14 protein-coding genes, 1 tRNA gene, 1 other RNA gene and 2 pseudogenes are annotated in these 15,546 nt (G+C 72.8%); 5 read left to right on the forward strand and 13 right to left on the reverse strand.

Annotation, left to right across the window (positions count from 1 at the left end; all coding sequences use genetic code 11):
* Window positions 1-213: 213 nt before the first annotated feature.
* The 7 genes from MCM47_RS08845 to ffs all read right to left on the reverse strand — a co-directional run bounded on the left by MCM47_RS08845 (window position 214) and on the right by ffs (window position 7,400).
* The gene (locus MCM47_RS08845) at window positions 214-1,266 is read right to left on the reverse strand and encodes an aspartate-semialdehyde dehydrogenase (protein ID WP_238860082.1); all 1,053 of its coding nucleotides are present in this window, start codon (window positions 1,264-1,266) and stop codon (window positions 214-216) included.
* Entirely contained in the window at window positions 1,263-2,543 is a 1,281-nt protein-coding gene (locus MCM47_RS08850) for an aspartate kinase (protein ID WP_238860084.1), read from the reverse strand. The genes MCM47_RS08845 and MCM47_RS08850 overlap by 4 nt, the downstream gene beginning before the upstream one ends.
* A 452-nt stretch (window positions 2,544-2,995) precedes the next feature.
* On the reverse strand, window positions 2,996-3,715 hold the full coding sequence (locus MCM47_RS08855; protein WP_238860086.1) for a DUF5063 domain-containing protein: 720 nt from the start codon (window positions 3,713-3,715) through the stop codon (window positions 2,996-2,998).
* Complete coding sequence (gene recR / locus MCM47_RS08860) at window positions 3,708-4,307, reverse strand: recombination mediator RecR (protein ID WP_030288200.1); 600 nt, start codon at window positions 4,305-4,307, stop codon at window positions 3,708-3,710. Before recR ends, MCM47_RS08855 begins: the two co-directional genes overlap by 8 nt.
* A gap of 239 nt (window positions 4,308-4,546) precedes the next feature.
* Window positions 4,547-4,885, reverse strand: coding sequence for a YbaB/EbfC family nucleoid-associated protein (locus MCM47_RS08865; protein ID WP_238860089.1), 339 nt, complete (start codon window positions 4,883-4,885; stop codon window positions 4,547-4,549).
* 154 nt (window positions 4,886-5,039) lie between these two features.
* Window positions 5,040-7,232, reverse strand: coding sequence for a DNA polymerase III subunit gamma and tau (locus tag MCM47_RS08870; protein ID WP_238860091.1), 2,193 nt, complete (start codon window positions 7,230-7,232; stop codon window positions 5,040-5,042).
* A gap of 77 nt (window positions 7,233-7,309) precedes the next feature.
* An RNA gene (ffs, locus tag MCM47_RS08875) (signal recognition particle sRNA small type) lies at window positions 7,310-7,400 on the reverse strand.
* A gap of 123 nt (window positions 7,401-7,523) precedes the next feature.
* Between ffs and MCM47_RS08880 the strand changes: the two genes are divergently transcribed.
* From MCM47_RS08880 to MCM47_RS08900, 5 genes and pseudogenes are all read left to right on the forward strand, one after another.
* Window positions 7,524-7,608, forward strand: a tRNA-Ser gene (locus tag MCM47_RS08880).
* A gap of 126 nt (window positions 7,609-7,734) precedes the next feature.
* The gene (locus MCM47_RS08885) at window positions 7,735-8,082 is read left to right on the forward strand and encodes a transcriptional regulator (protein WP_238860093.1); all 348 of its coding nucleotides are present in this window, start codon (window positions 7,735-7,737) and stop codon (window positions 8,080-8,082) included.
* A pseudogene (locus MCM47_RS08890) lies at window positions 8,079-8,342 on the forward strand (nucleotidyl transferase AbiEii/AbiGii toxin family protein); the annotation flags it as partial. The gene MCM47_RS08885 and the pseudogene MCM47_RS08890, both read left to right, overlap by 4 nt.
* Window positions 8,335-8,526: pseudogene (locus MCM47_RS08895) on the forward strand (trypsin-like serine protease); the annotation flags it as partial. The pseudogenes MCM47_RS08890 and MCM47_RS08895, both read left to right, overlap by 8 nt.
* Window positions 8,527-8,680: 154 nt before the next feature.
* Window positions 8,681-11,041 (forward strand): helicase C-terminal domain-containing protein, encoded by a 2,361-nt coding sequence (locus MCM47_RS08900; RefSeq protein ID WP_238860095.1) that lies wholly within the window; start codon window positions 8,681-8,683, stop codon window positions 11,039-11,041.
* Window positions 11,042-11,122: 81 nt separating this feature from the next.
* Here the strand turns inward: MCM47_RS08900 and MCM47_RS08905 are convergent, their stop codons facing one another.
* The 6 genes from MCM47_RS08905 to MCM47_RS08930 form a co-directional block, all read right to left on the reverse strand.
* Window positions 11,123-11,536, reverse strand: a complete 414-nt coding sequence (locus tag MCM47_RS08905) for a VOC family protein (protein ID WP_238860097.1) — start codon at window positions 11,534-11,536, stop codon at window positions 11,123-11,125.
* A gap of 97 nt (window positions 11,537-11,633) precedes the next feature.
* Window positions 11,634-12,278 carry a glyoxalase gene (locus MCM47_RS08910; protein WP_374209094.1) on the reverse strand — a complete coding sequence of 215 codons (645 nt, stop codon included), beginning with the start codon at window positions 12,276-12,278 and terminating at the stop codon, window positions 11,634-11,636.
* A complete protein-coding gene (locus tag MCM47_RS08915; RefSeq protein ID WP_238860102.1) occupies window positions 12,278-12,832 on the reverse strand; it encodes a helix-turn-helix transcriptional regulator in 555 nt (184 codons plus the stop codon). Before MCM47_RS08915 ends, MCM47_RS08910 begins: the two co-directional genes overlap by 1 nt.
* Before the next feature lie 156 nt (window positions 12,833-12,988).
* A complete protein-coding gene (locus tag MCM47_RS08920; protein ID WP_238860104.1) occupies window positions 12,989-13,399 on the reverse strand; it encodes a VOC family protein in 411 nt (136 codons plus the stop codon).
* Window positions 13,400-13,617: 218 nt separating this feature from the next.
* Window positions 13,618-14,721: a CU044_5270 family protein gene (locus tag MCM47_RS08925; RefSeq protein ID WP_238860106.1), complete on the reverse strand. Its 1,104-nt coding sequence runs from the start codon at window positions 14,719-14,721 to the stop codon at window positions 13,618-13,620.
* The gene (locus tag MCM47_RS08930) at window positions 14,718-15,341 is read right to left on the reverse strand and encodes an RNA polymerase sigma factor (RefSeq protein WP_238860108.1); all 624 of its coding nucleotides are present in this window, start codon (window positions 15,339-15,341) and stop codon (window positions 14,718-14,720) included. Before MCM47_RS08930 ends, MCM47_RS08925 begins: the two co-directional genes overlap by 4 nt.
* Window positions 15,342-15,546: the final 205 nt, after the last annotated feature.

A 15,546-nucleotide genomic window follows, 5' to 3' on the forward strand; every position in this document is an offset into this window, starting at 1 on the left:
AGATGCCCGCCCCGACCCCCACCATCACGTTCGCCACGCCCGTTGGACACTCGATCCCCTGTCATGGTTGCCCAGCCCGCGGGACATTCTCCCGCATGGGCCGAAGCGCCCTCCAGGGGATTGGGTCGTTGACCACAACTACCCGGTCCGAGTCGGCGTCACCACCCCTGGGGGCAGGTCCTCACCGTCTCTCGACCGGGTCCTCACGACCCCTCAGCCGGAGAGCTCGCCCGCCACCAGTTCGGCGATCTGGAGGGCGTTGAGCGCCGCCCCCTTGCGCAGGTTGTCGCCGCAGAGGAAGAGGTCCAGCGCGGTCGGGTCGTCCAGCGCCCGGCGGACCCTCCCGACCCAGACCGGGTCCGTCCCCACCACGTCGTTCGGCGTCGGGAACTCCCCCGCCGCCGGGTCGTCGTAGAGCACCACGCCGGGGGCGTCCCGGAGGATCTCCTGGGCGTGCTCCTGCGTCACCTCGCGCTCGAAGACCGCGTGCACGGCCAGCGCGTGGGTGCGCACGACGGGGATCCGCACGCAGGTCGCGGAGACCCGCAGCGCCGACAGACCGAGGATCTTGCGCGACTCGTCGCGGATCTTGAGTTCCTCGGACGACCAGCCGCCGTCCATCAGCGAGCCGGTCCACGGCACGGCGTTGAACGCGAGCGGGGCGGCGAACGGGCCGTTGTCGGCGATCACCGCGCGGAGGTCCCCGGTCTGCTCGCCGACCTCGGTGCCGGCGACCAGCGCGGTCTGCGCGCGCAGCGCGTCCACGCCGTACCGGCCCTCGCCGGAGGCCGCCTGGTAGGAGGCGACGACCAGTTCGCTGAGCCCGTACTCGGCGTGCAGGGCGCCGATCGCCGCGATCATCGCGAGCGTGGCGCAGTTGGGGCCGGCCACGATGCCGCGCGGACGCATCCGGGCCGACGCCGCGTTGACCTCGGGGACGACCAGCGGGACGTCCTCGTCCATCCGGAAGGCGGCGGAGTTGTCCACCACCACGACGCCCTTGGCCGCCGCGATGGGCGCCCACCGGGCCGCCACCTCGTCGGGCACGTCGAAGAGCGCGACGTCGACACCGTCGAAGGCGGCCTCGTCGAGGGCGAGCACCTCGACGGGCTCCCCGCGCACGACCAGCTTGCGGCCGGCCGAGCGCGGGGAGGCGACGAGGCGTACCTCGCCCCAGATGTCCTGGCGGAGGGAGAGCAGGCCGAGCAGCACCTCGCCGACCGCGCCGGTGGCGCCGACGACGGCGAGGTTCGGCCGCCGGGTCATCGCCCGGTGCCCCCGTAGACGACCGCCTCGTCCGACTCGCTGTCCAGGCCGAAGGCCGTGTGGACGGCGCGGACGGCCTCCGGCACGTCCTCGGCACGGGTGACGACCGAGATGCGGATCTCCGAGGTGGAGATCAGCTCGATGTTGACGCCGGCCTCGGAGAGCGCCTCGAAGAAGGTCGCCGTGACGCCCGGGTTCGAGCGCATGCCGGCGCCGACCAGCGAGATCTTGCCGATCGCGTCGTCGTAGCGCAGCGACTCGTAGCCGATGCCCTCCTTGACCCGGCCGAGCGCGTCGATGGCCTTCTGGCCCTCGGTCTTCGGCAGGGTGAAGGAGATGTCGGTGAGCCCGGTCGACGCGGCGGAGACGTTCTGCACCACCATGTCGATGTTGACCTCGGCGTCGGCGATGGCGCGGAAGATACGCGCCGCCTCGCCCGGCTTGTCCGGCACGCCGACGACCGTCACCTTGGCCTCGGACGTGTCGTGGGCGACTCCGGAGATGATGGCCTGCTCCATCTCGCCCCCTTCGGGCTGGTTCGGGTTGTCGTTGCTGACGATCGTCCCGGGAAGGCCCGAGAAGGACGAGCGTACGTGAATCGGGATGTTGTAGCGCCGCGCGTACTCCACGCAGCGGTCGAGCAGCACCTTGGAACCGGACGAGGCCAGCTCCAGCATGTCCTCGTAGGCGATCCAGTCGATCTTGCGGGCCTTCTTCACCACGCGGGGGTCGGCGGTGAAGACGCCGTCCACGTCGGTGTAGATCTCGCAGACCTCGGCCTTGAGGGCCGCGGCGAGGGCGACGGCCGTGGTGTCCGAGCCGCCGCGGCCGAGCGTGGTGATGTCCTTGCTGGACTGCGAGACACCCTGGAAGCCGGCCACGATCGCGATGTTGCCCTCGTCCAGGGCGGTGCGGATGCGGCCCGGCGTCACGTCGATGATGCGCGCCTTGTTGTGGACCGAGTCGGTGATGACACCGGCCTGGCTGCCCGTGAAGGACTGGGCCTCGTGACCCAGGGATTTGATCGCCATGGCCAGCAGGGCCATGGAGATGCGCTCTCCCGCGGTCAGCAGCATGTCGAACTCACGGCCGGCAGGGAGCGGGGACACCTGCTCCGCGAGTTCGATGAGCTCGTCCGTCGTGTCGCCCATCGCGGACACCACGACGACGACCTCATGGCCGGCCTTCTTGGCGTCAACGATTCGACGGGCCACGCGCTTGATGCCCTCGGCATCCGCAACGGATGAGCCGCCGTACTTCTGCACGACAAGGCCCACGTGCGCTCCTCGACTTGTGTCGTTTCCGGGGGCCCGGGGCCCCCGGCACCCCCGGGTGGCGGGGGCTGTGCGGTCGGCGCCAGTCTACCGAGCAGGGGTGGCCCGGCCGCTGCTTTCCATATGATGAGACGCACGTTTCAGCAGGTGGGCGCTGGTGCGGGGGGTCGACCGGCAGGTCTGCGGGCGCCCCGCCGCCCTCCCGAAGAATCGGCGGACGAACGGACGGCGGCCCCCGGGATTTCCGTTCCGCGGAGATCCCTGAGGTTTCCGTCACAGCGCCGACTCGGTTGCCGGTCGGTGCCGGTCGGTGCCGGTCGGTGCCGGACGGCACCGGCTCGGTGACGCTCAGTGCTGTTCGGCGCAGGTCGGCGCTAGCTCGGCGCAGGCGCGGCGCTAGCTCGGCGCAGGCGCGGCGCAGGCTCAACAGCGCTCGGCACCGCCGCGAGAGCTCCCTAGCGGTGGAGGCCCAGCTCGGCCGCCATCAGGTCGCCGGCCTGCTGCTCCAGCTGCTCGTCGGTGAGCCCGTCGTCGTCGGTGTCCGCGCCGTCCGGGACCGCCCCGATCGGGCTGTCCAGCCGGACGTGGGCGATCAGCGACTGCAGCGCCCGGAGCACGGCCGTGCAGGTGGTGCCCCAGTTGGAGAGGTACGAGAACTGCCACCACCAGAGCGCCTCGCTGACGCGCCCCTCGCGGTAGTGGGTGAGGCCGTGCTGCAGCTCGCCGACCACGCCGGCCAGGTCGTCCGAGATCCGGAACGCGTTGGGCTTCTCCGGCGGACCGTACGGGTCGAAGACCTCGTGGTAGACGTCGATCGGCGCGAGCAGTTCGGCCAGCCGCTCGCGCAGCTGCTCACCGTCCGGCTCCGGCCCGGTGTCGGGCTCGAACCGGTCCTCGGGGACGACGTCCTCGATGGCGCCCAGCCGGCCACCTGCCAGCAGCAGCTGCGAAACCTCCAGGAGGAGCAGCGAAACCGCGCTGCCGGGCTCGTCGCCCTTGGCGACCTCCGTGACGGCGAGCACGAAGCTCTCCACCGAGTCCGCGATCTGCACCGCGAAGTCGTCCGGCTCGGAGCCGTGCGCGTGCGTGTGCGGGGCGTGCGGGGCGTGCCGGTCCTGCTGCGGACCGGCCTGGTGGGGCGTGTGGGGCTGCTGGTTGATCGTCCGGTCAGACATCGAGCAGTCGTCTCCCTTCGAAGGCACGGCCGAGGGTGACCTCGTCCGCGTACTCCAAGTCCCCGCCGACGGGCAGTCCGCTCGCCAGCCGGGTCACCTTCAGGCCCATCGGCTTGCAGAGCCGGGCCAGGTAGGTGGCGGTCGCCTCCCCCTCCAGGTTGGGGTCGGTGGCCAGGATCAGCTCGGTGACCGTGCCGTCCGCGAGGCGTGCCAGCAGCTCGCGGATCCGCAGGTCGTCCGGGCCGACGCCCTCGATCGGGCTGATCGCGCCGCCCAGCACGTGGTAGCGGCCGCGGAACTCGCGGGTGCGCTCGATGGCGACGACGTCCTTGGGCTCCTCGACCACGCAGATCACCGCGAGGTCGCGACGCGGATCGAGGCAGACCCGGCACTGCTCGGCCTCCGCGACGTTGCCGCAGACGACGCAGAACCGGACCTTGTCCTTGACCTCCAGCAGTGCGTGCGCCAGCCGGCGCACGTCGACCGGGTCGGCCTGCAGGACGTGGAAGGCGATCCGCTGCGCGCTCTTGGGCCCGACGCCGGGCAGCCTGCCCAGTTCGTCGATCAGGTCCTGAACCACGCCCTCGTACACGTCGCGCCTTCCCTCAGGTGGTCGGTGGGGCACCCGCTCGGGGTGCCCCGGTGCCATCATCCAACGAATCGGGCGCCGGGCACACCGCCCGACGCCCTACTCCCGCATAAATCACACAGGTCGACTGTCTGAACTTCGGACCGTCAACCCCTCTCACGGCTTGCGGTCGAACGCACCGCTTGTGGTACGAACCGCACCGCCCGCGGTCGATCCCGGGTCCCGTCCGGCCGGACGGGCCGCTAGAACGGCAGACCGGGGATGCCGCCGCCCAGGCCCTGGGTCAGCGGGCCCATGCGCTCGGCCTGCATCTTCTGCGCGGCCTGGTTGGCGTCGCGGACCGCCGCCAGGATCAGGTCGGCCAGGGTCTCGGTGTCCTCCGGGTCCACGGCGGCCGGGGCGATGGTCAGCGCCACCAGCTCACCGGCACCGGTCACCGTCACCTCGACCAGGCCACCGCCCGCCGAACCGTTCACCTTCGCCTCGGCCAGCTCCTGCTGCGCCTTGGCGAGGTCCTGCTGCATCTTCTGCGCCTGCTTGAGCAGCTGCTGCATGTTGGGCTGGCCACCACCGGGGAACACGGCTCACTCCTTGCGTTCTGTGTGCGTGCTGTCGCGCTTGCGTCGTCACCCCGAGCCTACGTGCTCTCCGCGCCCGCCACGCCCGTACGGCTGCGGGGCAGCTCCGGGCCCCGGCGTCGCGGGCCCGGCGCCCGGAGGCCCCCGGTCCGAGGGCTCAGCCGCCGCTGTGGCGGATCTCCTCCAGGACCGTCGCCCCGAGCTCGCGGATGATCAGCTCCTGGCCGGAGAACGCGTCCTCGTTGAGGTCCGGGTCGTCCTCCTCCGGGATGTCGTCCTCTGGGGCGACCGACTGCACCGGCCGGCCGACCGGCGCGACCACCGCGGCCTGCGCCTGCACGGGCGGCTGCGCCACCGGCGCGACCGGGACCACGGGGGGCGCGGCCATCGGTGCGGGCGCGGGGCCGGACGCCGGTGCGGAAGGCTGCACCGCGGGCGCGGGCGCGGGCGCGGCCGGGCGCGCCGGGGCGGCGCCCCAGCCGCCCCCGCCACCGCCGCCGAAGCCGCCGCCGGCCGAGCCGCCACCGCCGGCACCGCCCGACGGGTCGACGATGCACTCGATCCGCCAGTCCACACCGAGGGCGTCGGCGAGCGCCTGGCGCAGCACGTCGTCACTGTTGCTGCCGACGAAGCTGTCCCGGGCGCCCGCGTTGATGAACGACACCTGGAGCACGCTGCCGTCGAACCCGGCCACCTGGCCGTTCTGGCTGAGCAGGATCCAGGTGAAGCGGCGGCGGTTCTTCACCGCCTCCAGGATCTGCGGCCAGAGCTGCCGGACCTGCGCCGCGCCCTGCTGGGCGGCCTGCGACGGCTGTCCGGCACCCGCCGCGGCCGCCGGCGGCGCCTGGGCGGGTGCGGGTGCCGGTGCGGGCACGGGTGCTGATGCGGGCTGTACGGGCTGGGCGGGCGCCTGCTGCACCGGTGCCGGCTGCCCGGGCGCACCGGCACCGGCCGACCCGGCCGGCGGGAAACGGCGCGGAATCGGCCAGGCACCGGGAGCGGGCCCGGCCGGGGCCGGGGGCACCGCGGGCGGAGCCACCGGGGCGGGGGCGGCCTGTACGGGAGCCGTCTGCGCGGGGGCGGGCTCGTCCACCGCCGCCGGGGGCGCCACCTGTGCCACGGCCGGCACCACCGCCGGGGCGCCCAGGGCAGCCATCGCGGGGGCGCCCGGCTGCGCCGCGAACCCTCCGGCCGCCGCCCGCCGCTCCAGCTTGTCCATCCGCGCCTGCAACGACAGCTCGTCGCTGTACGCGCCCGGCAGCATCACCCGGGCGCAGATCAGCTCCAGCTGGAGCCGCGGCGCCGCGTTCCCCCGCATCTCGGTCAGCCCGGTGTTGACGATGTCGGCCGCCCGGCTGAGCTCCGCCGCCCCGAACGCGTCCGCCTGCGCCTGCATCACCGCGACCCGGTCGGCCGGGGCGTCGATCAGCCCCTTCTCGCCCGCCTCCGGCACGGTGGCCAGGATCACCAGGTCGCGCAGGCGCTCCAGCAGGTCCGTCACGAACCGCCGCGGATCGTGCCCGCCCTCGACCACCCGGTCGATCACCTGGAACACCGTCGCCCCGTCGTGCGCGGCGAAGGCGTCCACCACCTCGTCCAGCAGCGCCGAGTCCGTGTACCCGAGCAGCGCGGTGGCCATCTGGTACGTCACCCCGCCCTCGCCGGCCCCGGCGAGCAGCTGGTCCATCACCGACATCGAGTCACGCACCGACCCCGCGCCTGCCCGCACCACCAGCGGGAAGACCGAGTCCTCGACCTGGATCCCCTCCCGGCCACAGACCTCCGCCAGGTAGTCCCGCAGCGTCCCGGGCGGCACCAGCCGGAACGGGTAGTGGTGCGTGCGGGACCGGATCGTCCCGATCACCTTCTCCGGCTCGGTGGTGGCGAAGATGAACTTGAGGTGCTCCGGCGGCTCCTCCACCACCTTCAGCAGCGCGTTGAAGCCGGCCGAGGTCACCATGTGCGCCTCGTCCAGGATGAAGATCTTGTACCGGCTGTGCACGGGCGCGAAGAAGGCCCGCTCGCGCAGCTCTCGCGCGTCGTCCACACCACCGTGCGACGCGGCGTCGATCTCGATCACGTCGATCGACCCGGGCCCGCCCGTCGCCAGGTCCCGGCAGGACTGGCACTCCCCGCACGGCGTCGGCGTCGGCCCCTGCTCACAGTTCAGACAGCGGGCCAGGATCCGCGCGCTGGTCGTCTTGCCGCAGCCGCGCGGGCCGCTGAACAGGTACGCGTGGTTGACCCTGTTGTTGCGCAGGGCCTGCTGGAGCGGAGCGGTCACGTGCTCCTGCCCGATGACCTCGGCGAAAGTCTCGGGGCGATAGCGGCGGTACAGGGCTAGGGACACACCACCGACGATATCGGGACGGACCGACAAACGCGTCGCCCCTCGTCCCGCCCCCGCCCGCCCTTCCCCGGGAACGCAAAGACCCCCCGCGCACCCGCCAGAGCCCTCCTACCCTTGCTGCCTTCCGGCCCTGGGGGGGTTCAGAGAGATAACGCCACACGAGGGGCTGACCCCCACAGTACCGGATCCCCGCCCCTCACCTCCACCTCCCCGATCCGCAGGTCACACCGCCCCACCACCTACGAGATACGTGGTCGCGACCACCCCTGAACATGTACTAAGCTCTCCCTCGGAGGATTCGCCTAGAGGCCTAGGGCGCACGCTTGGAAAGCGTGTTGGGGGCAACCCCTCACGAGTTCGAATCTCGTATCCTCCGCCTTCACGAAGGCCCGGACCGCTCAGCGGTACGGGCCTTCGGCGTTTGCCTCGCATTCTCCTGCGCACCTCGTACGTCTCGCCGTCAACGCGAGACTGCGGGGCCCGCTTCCGAAATAATCAGGGCATGGCACCAGCGCCAAGCGTCTCCGAACTTCGCCGCGCCAAGTTCGCTCGGCGCCTGCCGACCAAGCTCGCGGAGCTGGGCGGCCCGGCTCAAGGCATCGTCGAGCTCCCGCTCCACCTGGCCTGGTCCGGGCTCTCCCGTTTCGACCTCGACCAGCCTCGCCTGCAGATGAGCTGCTATCGGATCGTCCTGGCCGAAGGGATGCACGACGACCTGATCGCCTACCTCAACCGGGATGTCCTCGTCGATCTGTGGCCAACCCTCCGCACTCTGGTGAGCCGCGACATCCGCGAGACCTGGGAAGCCGCCTTCACCGAGCTGGCAGCCGTGGCGCAGGCCGCGGCGTGAACCTCGACGGGTTGCATCGGCGACTCCTCGCCGATCTGCTGGCCATCGGCGGTAACTACCCGCTGGTTCTGGCTGGCGGCTACGCGGTCCAGTCACACGGCCTGGTCGAACGACTCAGCCGTGACCTGGATGTCGCGACCGAAAATCCGGAGCGGATGGAAGACATCGCCTCGGCGGTTCGAGCCGGGCTGACCCAGCGCGGCTGGCAGGTCCACGAGTTGGAGACCGACCCATTGCAAGCCCGCTTGATGGTCATTGACGTGCTTCGGTGACTCCGGGGGGCCCCAGATCCAGAAGGGCAGGGGCGGACGGTGGGAACTCGTCGGCACCACGTCGGGCCCCGGCGCTCCGGGCCTGGCCTCCTGTGCCGCCGGACCAGGCCTCTACAGCAGTGTGCCCGCCTACGCAGCCTGGATCCGGCAGACGATCCGCGGAAACAGCTGACCCGAGGCGTACTCCGCGTTGCATACGTCATCCTGGTGCCCCCGGCCCGGCTTGGGCAGGGCGTAGACGTCCTCTTACGCGGCGAGGTGCTCCCATCAGTACGAAGAACGGATCGGCACTGGCCGCATGGCTGCGCGGTCTGGACGCGGCCGGGTTGGAACGGATCCTGGCGGCGCGCCCGGACAGCGTGGCGGCTCCGGAACCACGGTCGGTCGGCGAACTGGCGGACCGCCTCCAACGCCCCGCGTCCGTGGCGCTGGCCCTGCCCCGACTCGCGCTGCCGTGCCTGCAGGTGGCGGAGGCCGTCGCCGCGCTGCCGGGCGTGTCACGGGACGAGCTGGCGAGCCTCCTGGACGCGACGCACGGTGACCGCGCCCACGGACTGGATGCCGTCCTGGAAGCGCTGGCCGACCGCGCCCTGGTGTGGCCTTCCGGCGATGGTCGGCTGCACATGGCGGCGGCGCTGCGGGGCGCGTGGGGATCCCCCCTGGGGCTCGACATGCCGCTCGTGCGACTGCTCGCGGGTTCGTCCTCCGACGAGCTGGGCCGGATGTTGGCGAACCTCGGGATCAAACCCGCCGCCAACAGGAAGGAGGCGCGGCTGGCGGCGCTGGTCGACCATCACAGCGATCCGGCCCGGGTGGCCGCGCTGGTGGCCAAGGCGCCGGCACCCGCCCGGAAGCTCCTCGCACGACGAGCGCACGAGGCTCCGGAGCGACCGGACTTCATCATGTTCGGGACACAGCAGACCGCCTCCGGGGCCGGCGAACAGTGGGCGCTGGAGCGGGGGTTGCTGATCCGAGACCGCCACCGCTACGGGCCCGCCCGTATGCCCGCGGAGGTGGCACTCGCCCTGCGCGGCCCCGAGTGGTACGCCCCGTTCACGCCCGTCCCGCCCGCCGTGCGGTCGGTGCCCGCCACCGTCCCGGACGTCGAGCAGGAAGCCGCAGCCGCCTTGATGGCGTTCGCCGCCCATGCCGTGTCCGTCCTCGGGGTGTGCGCCGCCGCGCCACCGATCCGGCTCAAGGCCGGCGGGGTCGGCGCCCGTGAACTGTCCCGGATCGGCAAAGCGGCGCAGTGCGAGGAGATCCCGGTACGCCTCGTACTGGAGGCGGCGAGCGCGGCCGGGCTGCTGGCCCCGGACGGCGACCGGGTCGCGGCGACCGCGTCCTACGACACCTGGACCGAGCAGCAACCGGCCGACCAACTCGCCGTGCTGCTCCGGGCGTGGTGGTCCCTCCCACTGACCCCGGGCGGGAACCGCGACGAGGACGGGAGGGCGCTGCCGGCGCTCGCCGGGGCACCGTCCTGCAGCGGCTGCGTACAGGCCCGGCACGGACTGCTCAGCGCCGCGTCGCAGCTCCCCGCCGGGGAAGGCGCGGCGGACCCGGCGGATCTGGGGGCGCTCCTCGTGTGGCTCCGCCCACTCGCCGACGAACTCCCCCAGGATGCAACGCCGTTCGCCACCCTGATCCGGGAGGCGGAACTGCTCGGAGCGCTCGCCCTCGGAGCCGTGTCCCCGATCGGGGCCGCCCTGCTCGCCGAGGACGCCGAAGCCCTCGCCGAGGCCTGTCGACGACTGCTGCCCGCCGCCAGCGGGACCGCCCGCTTCGGCAGCGATCTCACCGCCGTGGTCGCCGGCACGCCGTCGGCGCACCTCCTCGCGCTGCTGGGCTCCGTCGCGGACCGGGAGAGCGCCGGCGCGGCATCCGTATGGCGGTTCAGCCCCCGAAGCGTCCGCCGGGCCCTCGACGCCGGCCTCAGCCCCGAGGCCCTCGCGGCCGATCTGGCCGCCGTGGCCGTCGAGCCGCTCCCCCAGCCCCTCACGTACCTGATCCACGACACCGCGCGCGGCCACGGGCGGGTGCGCGTCGTCTCAGCGGCCTGTGTGGTCCACGGCGCGGAGCCCGCCCTCCTGGCCGAACTGGCGGCGCACCGCAAGCTCACCCAGCTCGGCCTCCGGCTGCTGGCGCCGACAGTACTGATCAGCCGGGCCCCTCTGGACAAGACCCTCGCAGCGCTGCGCTCCGCGGGCTACGCCCCGGTCGCCGAGAAGCCCGACGGCTCCGTCCGCATCGAGCGGGCCCCACAGCACCGCGCCCCACGTCCGGTCCCGCCCCCGCGCCGCTCGGGCGACAGGCGGCCGGCGGACACCGGCGCGGCAGGCATCGGCACTGCCGCCGAGCTGAGCGCGCTCGCCGACCGGCTGCGGGCCGCCCCGCACGACAGGCCGGAACCCGACCCCGAGAACGGTCGCCCCTACGACAGCGACACCGAGGAGATCATCGCCGGGTACGCGCGCAACCTGTCCTTCACCGACGTCCGCCAGCTGGCCCACGCCGTCGACCGGGGGCGGCCGATCACCGTCGAGTACGTCGCCACCTCGGGCAGCACGACCGTCCGCACCCTCAGCCGACTCGAACTCGACGCGCCGTACCTCCATGCCTGGTGCCATCTCCGGGACGACGAGCGCATGTTCACCCTCTCCCGCATCCACGGCGTGATGCCCGGGTAGCGGGGTGACACGGGCGGACTCACAGGCCCCGCGGGGACTCCGGCGGCTCGACGAGCGTGCGGAACGTCACCGCGGGCCGTTTCACTCCGCGTAGGGCTGATCGGCGCCCTGGGCGCTGTAGCCGAGGCTCCAGACGTAGCCGTCCGGGTCGGCGAAGGTGCCGCCGTACCCGCCCCACGGCAGGGCGCCGGCAGGCTTGAGGATCGTGGCGCCGGCCTTCGCGGCCTCCGCCATCACCTCGTCGACCCGGGACTCGCTGCGGACGACGTAGGTGAGGACCAGCCCGCTGAAGCCGCTGCCGTCCGCGCTCGTTCCCACCTGGTCGGCAAGGCCCTCCCGGTTGTAGAGGCCGACGGGCGAGGCGCCGTCCGATTCGAAGAACACCGAGATGCCGAAGTCGCTCCCGACCTTCCAGCCGAGCCCCTCGGTGTAGAACCGCTTGGCGGCCTCCAGGTCCCGGACGCCCAGCAGGATCGAGCTCACGTGCGCCTTCATGTCGTTTCTCCGTTCGTTCGAAGCGTGGGTACTGCATGAACCGTCAAGTCCGGACGGTGGCGACGCCCGCAGGCGTCGGGACGGCAAGGGGGGCGGGCTACGCGGCGGCCTCCCAGGCGAAGCCGTCCGGGTCGGTGAAGGTCTCGGTGGTGCTGCCGAGGGCGATGCGGTGCGAGCCGGTGCCGTCGACGGGGACGCCGAGGTCCTTGGCCAGGGCCCGCCGCTTGTACAGCGCCAGCTTGACGGGGCTGGCGGTGCCGGGGGTGAACTCCGCGTACTTGCCGCCGAAGCTCTTGGCCACGGTCAGGCCCCGGCCGACGTAGAACTGCTTGGTGGCCTTGACGTCCTCGACGCCGAGCAGCAGGACCAGGTCGTCGAACTCCCGGGTGGCGGGGCCGGTGTCCTTCTTCGCCGAGGTCGCGATCTTCCAGATCGTCCCGTCCGGGGCCTGGACGACGCCGCTGTAGCCCCACAGCGACTTCGCGGCGGGCTTCAGCACCGTGGCGCCCGCCTCCACCGCTGCGGTGACGAAGCCGTCGACGGTCGCCGGCCCGGACACCGTCAGCGCCAGGGTGAAGCCGCGGAACCCGGTGGAGTGCCCCTGCGACGCCCGCAGGCGGATGTGGCCGTCCACGCCGAAGGCGGTGTAGAAGCGGCGGGCGGCGTCGGGGTCGGCCACCTCGAGGGTGACGGACGCGATGGACGTGGTGGCTGCGGTGGAAGCGGTGGTTGCCATGACCATCACGCTAGGGGCTGCCCTGCGGCCGGGGCTTCTCGATTCCTGACCGGTCGTGCGACCTGCTTCGCGACGCACGCCGGCATCCCCTCCACCATGATCGTCGGGCCCGCCGCAGCGCCCGTCCCCGAGGCGTCGGGCTCCACGGCCGCCGCAGCGCCCGTCCCCGAGACATCGGGGTCCCCGGCCGCCGCAGCGGCCGCCTGGCGCCGGAAGGCCCCGGGCGGCATGCCGACCAGTTCGGTGAAGCGGGTGGTGAAGGTGCCCAGCGACGCGCAGCCGACCGCGAAGCAGACCTCGGTGACGCTGAGGTCGCCGCGCCGCAGCAGCGCGGCCGCCCGCTCGATACGACGCGTCATCAGGTACGAGTACGGCGACTCGCCGTAGGCCGCCCGGAACTGCCGGCTCAGGTGCCCGGCGGACATGTGCGCGTCGCGGGCGAGCGCCTCCACGTTCAGCGGCTGCGCGTACTCCCGGTCGATCCGGTCGCGGACGCGACGCAGGCGCGCGAGATCGTCCAGGCGCTGTGCCTGTGCACGGCGCCATTCAGGCCTGCCCATGAGAACCCTCCCCGTTCGTCGTTGGTCTTGCCGTCCCGTGGACGTCCACGGGCGCCCGGGGTCGCCGCCGCGGCGGGAACCCCGGGCGCCCGGCCGTGTCCGGGCGCGCGGCCGGCTCGGCGAAGCCCCGGCACGGCCGTACCGGGAGCCGCAGGCTCAGCGCCGTTCCTGGATGCGGACCAGGTTGCCCGCAGGGTCCCGGAAGGCGCAGTCGCGGACGCCGTACGGCTGCTCGGTCGGCTCCTGGACGACCTCGGCGTCACCGGCCTGCACCTTCTCGAACGTGGCGTCGAGATCCGAGGTCGCCAGCAGGATCCAGCCGTACGTGCCCTTCGCCATCATCTCGGTGATCGTGCGCCGCTCGTCCTCGGTGATGCCGGGATCGGCGGCCGGCGGCGCCAGCAGGATCGACGTGCCGGGCTGACCGGCCGGGCCGACCGTGATCCAGCGCATCCGGCCCTGTCCCACGTCGCTGCGGACCTCGAAGCCGAGGACGTCGCGGTAGAAGGCGAGCGACGCGTCCGGGTCGTCGTGCGGGAGGGCAGTCGTGTGAATGGTGATGTCCATGGTGGGCAGGCTAGGCGCGGTCGGTCGGCGGCGCTTCTCGATTCCTGCTCGATGTGGACCGGTCGGGACGATCCCAGGGCTTGCACCCGGGGCGTTCGCCTTCCCCCACAGCACATCCGATGCTCCGTCAGCGCCCTTCCGCGGCCGGAAGGCGTCCCGCCCGTGGAGGCGGCCGGCAGGCGTCCCGCCCGGGGAGGCGGGCGGGACGGCCGGGACGGTCAGCTGCTCAGGGCGGGGGTGTCCTTGATGCGGTCGACGATCGCACGGGTCATGACGGCGTGGGTGAACACCACGGTGCCGGGCTTGATCAGGCCCTGCTCGCCGGAGCTGCCCTCGACCTGGACGGTGCGCTCGCCGAGGAACGCGAGCGTGGTGTTGTCGAAGATCCACTCGGTGCGCTGACCGGAGGTGGAGTCCAGGCGGGCGACCGCGACCCCGTGCCGGCCGGCGGCGTCCACCGCGTCGTCCACCATGACCACACCGGGGATCTTCGCCGCGGCCTTGTAGAGCGCCACTGTGAGGGCGGCCGGCGGGTAGCTCTCGCGCAGCAGGTCGCCGATGGTGGTGAACGCCTCCTGATCGGGGGTGCGGCCCTGGCCCCGGGTCTCCGTGTAGATCTTCTGCAGCAGCGCGTCGGGGTCGGTGGGCAGGGCCGCGAGGTAGTCGTACGTCGGCGCGTTGAGCGTCGCGGTCGGCTTCTGGCCGGTCTCGGTGAGCCCGGCCAGGGTGACGCCCTCGGGGCCGGTGGCACCGGGCTCGATCAGCCAGCCCTTGGTGCCGTCCGGGGACTTCCAGGTCTGGCGCAGGTGCAGCTCGTCACCGGCCAGGCTGCTCCTGCCGTTGACCGTCCGCACGTGGGTGCCGGCCGACTTGCTCCCGACGTAGATGAACTGGTCTGCGCGCACCGCCGGGGCCGGGGTGCCGGCGGCGGCCACCGAGATGCGGTCCAGCAGCTGCGCGGCGCCCTTGGGGTCGACGGTCCCGATCCGGGTGGTCAGCACCGGGCCGGTGGCGACGGTCTCGGCGCCGCGGTCCGTTTCCTCCTGGGTTCCGAGGAGGTTGGCTCCAGTCGCGATCGTGCCGGCCAGCACGCAGGCCGCCACGGCCAGCAGGATGGGGCGGCGCAGGAACGGGCGGCGCGGGCTCGTGCTGCGGGTGGGCCGCGCGGGGGCGGCGGTGCGGAGGTCGTCGTGGATCCGGGTCATCAGGCGCTCCTTGTGGAACTCGTGGCGGCCCGCCGGCAACTCCCGCTCCACGGCGGGCAGGAAGTGCTCGTTCTCCTCCCGCTCGACCGGGTGGGGCTGGGAAAGGTCGGCGTTCATCGGGTTCCTCCCTGTGCGGGCCGGACCGCGTTCGCGCGGTCGCCATGTGTCTGTCGTGGGCGCTCCGCGAGTTCCCGACTCCTCTTCTTCAGCTCCGCGTCGGCGAGCTTGCGCAGCTTCGTACGGGCCCGGGACAGCCTGGAACGGACGGTGCCGATCGGGACGCCCAGGACCTCCGCGGCTTCGGCGTACTCCAGGCCCTCCTGCAGGCACAGGAGGAGGACTTCGCGGTCCGGGCGCCGCAGCGCGCTCAGCTGGTTCAGGGTGACCGCGATCCGCCGCAGGTCGTCGAGCCGGCCGGCCACCTCGTCGGCGTGGTCGGGCACGGCGGCCGGGAGTGCGGCGGCGGCTGCGGCTGCGGCCCGGTAGCGCCGATTGCTGCGGCAGTGGTTGCGGGCGAGATTGGTGGCGACGCCCAGCAGCCACGGCCGGAGTGAGCCGCCCTCGGGATCCACCGCGGTACGCCGCCGCCAGGCCTCCATGAAGGTCGCCGACATCACGTCCTCCGCGACGGACCAGTCACCGGTCAACCGGAAGGCATGGTTGTAGACGGCTCGGGCGTAGCCGTCGAAGAGCTCCGCGAAGGCATCGGGATCCCCGGACCGCACCCGGGTTCTCATCTCTGTGGTCACTCCTGTCGGCTGTCCGGCTCCGGCGGCCGGGTTCCCGTGACGCGCGTCACATCCGCCGCGGCCGGGGGCGGGGTCCGGAGGCCCGACCGAATCCGCCGGCCACCGCCCAGCGGAGTCCGCCTCCGCGGCGCCGCGGGGCACGCCACGGCGCCGCGGTCCGACTACGCCTCGACCCGGTCGTGCCAGAGCACGA

It is taken from the genome of Kitasatospora sp. A2-31 (genome assembly GCF_022288725.1).
Lineage (GTDB): Bacteria > Actinomycetota > Actinomycetes > Streptomycetales > Streptomycetaceae > Kitasatospora.